Annotated in this window: 4 protein-coding genes and 1 pseudogene; 2 read left to right on the forward strand and 3 right to left on the reverse strand. The window is 70.1% G+C overall.

The features are described 5' to 3' along the window. Window positions 1–280, reverse strand: a pseudogene (locus ACLQ6X_RS16455) (hypothetical protein); the annotation flags it as partial. A gap of 97 nt (window positions 281–377) precedes the next feature. Here ACLQ6X_RS16455 and ACLQ6X_RS16460 point away from each other — a divergent pair. Together ACLQ6X_RS16460 and ACLQ6X_RS16465 are read left to right on the forward strand one after the other, a co-directional pair. After that, a complete protein-coding gene (locus tag ACLQ6X_RS16460) occupies window positions 378–1,640 on the forward strand; it encodes a CDP-glycerol glycerophosphotransferase family protein (RefSeq protein WP_411701226.1) in 1,263 nt (420 codons plus the stop codon). After that, a complete protein-coding gene (locus tag ACLQ6X_RS16465; RefSeq protein ID WP_411701227.1) occupies window positions 1,637–3,133 on the forward strand; it encodes a CDP-glycerol glycerophosphotransferase family protein in 1,497 nt (498 codons plus the stop codon). Before ACLQ6X_RS16460 ends, ACLQ6X_RS16465 begins: the two co-directional genes overlap by 4 nt. Before the next feature lies 1 nt (window position 3,134). Here ACLQ6X_RS16465 and ACLQ6X_RS16470 read toward each other — a convergent pair whose 3' ends face one another. Then, window positions 3,135–4,184, reverse strand: a complete 1,050-nt coding sequence (locus tag ACLQ6X_RS16470; protein WP_411701228.1) for a glycosyltransferase family 2 protein — start codon at window positions 4,182–4,184, stop codon at window positions 3,135–3,137. Window positions 4,185–4,309: 125 nt separating this feature from the next. Beyond that, the coding region (locus tag ACLQ6X_RS16475; protein ID WP_411701229.1) for a PDZ domain-containing protein at window positions 4,310–4,621 on the reverse strand (312 nt) is incomplete at its 5' end.

Consider the following 4,621-nt stretch of genomic DNA (forward strand, 5'->3'; position numbering starts at 1 on the left):
GCACCGGCGATTCGTCGAGCAGCGTGAGCATGGTGCCGGGCGAGCGGGCGATGACCGCGACCTTGCGGGTCTTCGCGAGTTCCGCGAGCGGGGCGTACCACTGGCGGATCTGGTACATGTTCACGCGCGAGTCGGCGAAGTACACGACCACCTGCACGCTGCCCGCGGCCGGCTGGGCGACGGTGGGCAGGCGGCGAGCGAGTTCGGCCCGCGATCGACGGGATTTCAGGATGTTGCGCAGCACTCGTTGAGCGGCTTGGGCGTCTTTGAGGAGTGGCACCCCCCGATTAAAACAGGGTCGGCTGCGGGTTCCCCGCACCACGACCCCTCCGTTACCCACCTGAGACCCGCCTCCCGACCGGCTGTTACGCTGGGGCGTGCCTCAGATAGCCCCTGTCACCTTCGCCGCGGGCAACGCGAAGAAGCTTATGGCCCTGCCCGCCTACGGCCTCGGAGCGCTCGCGAGCATCGTCGTGCCCCGCCGACGCGACCTCTGGGTGTTCGGCTCGGGCCCCGGTATCGGTGAGGGCGCCCTCGCGCTGTACCGCCTCGTGCGGCGGGAGAATCCCTCCCTGAGGCTGCTCTGGCTGGCGCGCGACGAGCGCGACCTGGTGACGGCCGAATCCTTGGGCATACCCGCGGTACTCAAGTCATCGCGCCGTGGCTTCTTCGCCACGCTGCGTGCGCGGGTGATCGTGGTCACACACGGATTCGGCGACGCCAACCGCTACGGCCTGCGGGGCGGCTTCGTCGTGCAGCTGTGGCACGGCATCCCGCTCAAGCGCATCAACCTCGACTCACCGGCCACCCTCCGCACGCGACTGCTTCCCGACTCGACGGTGGTGCGCCGGATGCTGCGGCTCATGTACCGCACGGCCGCCCGGTCGATCGACATCATGCCCGCGGCATCCGAAGTCTCTGCGACGCGCCTGCGCACCGCCTTCGACCTTCCCGCCCACCGCGTCGTCGTCACGGGCGACCCGCGCGACGACGTGCTGGTCGCCGGCGGCGAGACCGAACGCAACGTCGCCGCGCGCGCCCTGCTCTTCACCCAGCTCGCCATCGAAGACAGCGGCTGCCGCGTCGTGCTCTACGCCCCCACCTGGCGCGACGGGGAGGTCGACCCCGGCGTCCCGTCGGCGGGCGAATGGCGGGCGATCATCGCCCTGCTGGAAGCGTCCGAATCGTTGCTCGTGCTGCGCCCGCATCCGCACGGGGTGGGCGACTACGCAGTCGGCGTCGCGCTGAGCGAGCGGGTCGTGCTGCTCGACTCGACCCGGTGCACCGACGTGACGCCCGTGCTCCCCGCCGTCGACGCCCTCATCACCGACTACTCGTCGATCGCCTACGACTTCTCGTTGCTGGGCCGTCCGATCGTCTTCCTGGCCCCCGACGTCGACGCCTACACCGCGAGCCGCGGCCTGTACGTGGCCTACGACACGTTCAGCGGCGGGATGCAGAAGTCGACCTGGGGCGAACTGCTCGAGCTGCTCGGCGGCGCGGATACCGACGAGACGGTGCGCGCGGCGCTCGTGGATCACGCCGCGGCCCTCGCGGCCGGCCACCACGCGTTTCGCGACGGCGGAAACACCGCGAGAGTGTACCGTCAGATCACCACCCGGCTGAAAGAGCACGAATGACAGCGAGTCTTCCCCTCGACTCCTCGTCGCCCGCGACCACGATCGATTCGATCGCCGTCGAGGCAGCGCCCGTTCCTCGCCTCGTCGTGTCGGGCACGGGGCGCGTGGCCGGTGTCATGTTGCGCGGGCCGCGGCAAGACCTCCCGGGCACCGTCGAGCAGGCCGGCGAGCGCTTCACCGCCACCGTGCCGCTGCTGGTGTCCCGCTGGGGCGGGCCGGTTCTCCCCGCGCCGTCCGGCTCCTACGCGCTGGCGCTGGATGCCGCCGTCATCGCCCCACTTCCCGATCCGGTGCTCGCGGCGGGGCTGCTGCGCGCCGAGGTCGTCGCGGGCGGGTCGAGCCTGACCGTCGACGTGTCGGCGCCGCTCACCGACGACGAGCGGGGCCCGCAGGCGCAGGCGGCCCTCGAGGCGCGGTACCGCAGCGCCAAGCCGGCGCCGATCAACGCCGTGTTCTTCGAGAGCTTCTACGGCCAGAGCGCGACGTGCAACCCGCTCGCCATCGACCGGGAGTTTGCCGCGACCCGCCCCGAGGTGCCCCGCTACTGGAGTGTCGTCGACGCATCGGTCGAGGTGCCCCAGGGTTCCATCGCGGTCATCGAGGGCAGTGCAGAGTGGTGGCGCATCCGGGGTTCGGCGCGCCTGCTCGTCGTCAACGACTGGTTGCGCAACCGCTACCGTCGACGGTCGTTCCAGACCGTGCTGCAGACCTGGCACGGCACGCCACTGAAGAAGATCGCGCTGGCCCGACCGGGCGTCACACTGCGCGCCGCGCTGGCCACGGTGCGGGAGCGCGGGCGCTGGAACATCATGCTCGCGCAGAACCAGCACTCGGCTTCGGTGTTCCGCTCGGCCTACGCTTTCCTCGGCCCGATCTGGCAGGAGGGGTACCCGCGCGACGACGCGCTCGTCGGCGGCAACGGGGCGTCCATCCGCGAGCGGCTCGGCATCGCCGACGACGTGACCGTGCTGCTCTACGCCCCGACCTGGCGCGACGACCGCCCCGAGCACGTCGACCACCTCGAGGTCGCGGCATTCACCGACGCGCTCGGCCCCGGCTACATCACGCTCATCCGTGGGCACTCCCGCACCCTCCTCCCCGGCCGCGACGTGCGCGCGAGCAACGTGCTCGACGTCACCGGTTACCCGGATGTCTCCGAGCTCTTCCTCGCCGCCGACGCCCTCATCACCGACTACTCGAGCGTGATGTTCGACTACAGCGTCACGGGCAAGCCGATGTTCTTCTTCGCGCCCGACCTCGAGCACTACCGCGAGCAACTGCGCGGCTTCTACTTCGACCTCGACGAGGCCGCCCCGGGGCCGGTGGTGCAGAACGCGTCCGAGCTGGTCGATCTGGTGCTCGACCGGGAGCGCGTGGGCGTCGAGTACGCCGACAAGTACGTGGCGTGGCAGGAGCGGTTCAACCCGCGCGACGACGGGCGCTCGGCCGAACGCATCGTGGCCCGCCTCGTCGCCCGCAAGGCGATCGGCTGAGCTAGATTCCCGCGCGCGAGGTGTCGACGCTGTCGCGCGCGCCGCGCACGACGCCGAGGATGAAACCGACGCCCCAGCTGAGGTGCATGGTCGGCAGCACCACGACGAAAAACCAGCGGTCGAGCAGCTTCGAGGTGCGGTCGGCGCCGAACGCCAGCCAGAGCACGAGCAGCACGTAGGCGAGCGGACCGAGATAGATGACGGATGCGACGGCACTCCCCCACCCGCTCACCACGCCGGTGACCTGCAGCACGAGCAGCACGACGCTCGCCAGCACGTTGAGCACCAGCACGGGCGGCACGAAGAAGCGCCACGGGTTGCGCCCGCGGTAGCGACGCACGAGTTCGCCGCGCCAGATGCCGGTGGCGCAGAACTGGCGGGCGAGCTTGCTCCAGCTGTCGCGCGGCCAGTAGGTGACCTTGAGCTGGGGGTCGAACCAGACGGTGTGGCCGGCGGCCCGGATGCGCAGGTTCAGCTCCCAGTCTTCGCCGCGGCGGATCGTCTCGTCGAAGTAGTCCACCTCTTCGAGGATCTCGCGGCGGAAGACGCCCAGGTACGCCGACTCGGCCGGGCCCTCCTCGCCTCCGCCGTGGTAGCGGGCGCCGCCGAGTCCGAAGCGGCTGTTGTACCCGCGGGCCGCCGCCACCTGGAACGGGGTCTTGCCGCGGGCGTGCATGATTCCGCCGACGTTCGCGGCCTTCGTGCGTTCGAGCGTCTCGACCGCACGGCTCGTGTAGCCGGGTTCGAGTTCGGAGTGCGCGTCGACGCGCACGATGATCGGGTGCTTGCTGGCCCTGATGGCGAGGTTGAGTCCCACCGGGATGTCGATGTCGGGGTTGTGAACCACGGTGATACGCGGGTCGGATGCTGCGAGGCGGGCGACGATAGCGTCCGTGTCATCCGTCGAGGGTCCGAGCGCGAGAATCAGTTCTTTCGCACCGGCATAGTCCTGGGCGAGCACCGTCGAAATGGCCACCTCGATGTAGATCGCCTCGTTGAGTACGGGCATCACGTACGAGACTCCGGGAAGCGCGTCTGCCGTGGCGGCCATGGGATCCAATACTCGTGCTGGGGCGGGTCGGTTGAGCCTATCAGCCGCAGCGCGGGCCCCCGTTAACGGCGGGAGGGGCACGCGACCGGAGTCGCGTGCCCCTCTGCCTGCTGGCTGGATTCCTCTTAGGTGAGTGTGCCGAGCGTCACATCGACGGTCGACGCTTCGCCGTTGCGCACGTAGGTGATCGTGGCCTCGGCCCCGCCGGCGAGGGCACGCACCTGGGCCGTCAGGTCGGTCTTGCCCGTGACCGGGATGCCGTTGATGCCCGTGATCACGTCGCCCGAAACGAGTCCGGCTGCAGCCGCGGCGCCTCCGGGTGTCGTCTCCTGGATGCTCGCGCCGACGGTGGCGCTGTCGGTCTGTGCCGTGTCTTCCGTGACGTCACTGATCGAGGCGCCGAGCAGGCCGTGACTGGCCGAACCGTTGGCGATGAT

This window comes from Conyzicola sp., assembly GCF_046714715.1.
Taxonomy (GTDB): Bacteria; Actinomycetota; Actinomycetes; order Actinomycetales; family Microbacteriaceae; genus Conyzicola.

Excerpts from the sequence above, each read along its gene's own strand:
- ACLQ6X_RS16465 (WP_411701227.1), top strand. The coding sequence starts at position 1,637 with ATGACAGCGAGTCTTCCCCTCGACTCCTCGTCGCCCGCGACCACGATC.
- ACLQ6X_RS16470 (WP_411701228.1), bottom strand. The coding sequence starts at position 4,184 with ATGGCCGCCACGGCAGACGCGCTTCCCGGAGTCTCGTACGTGATGCCC.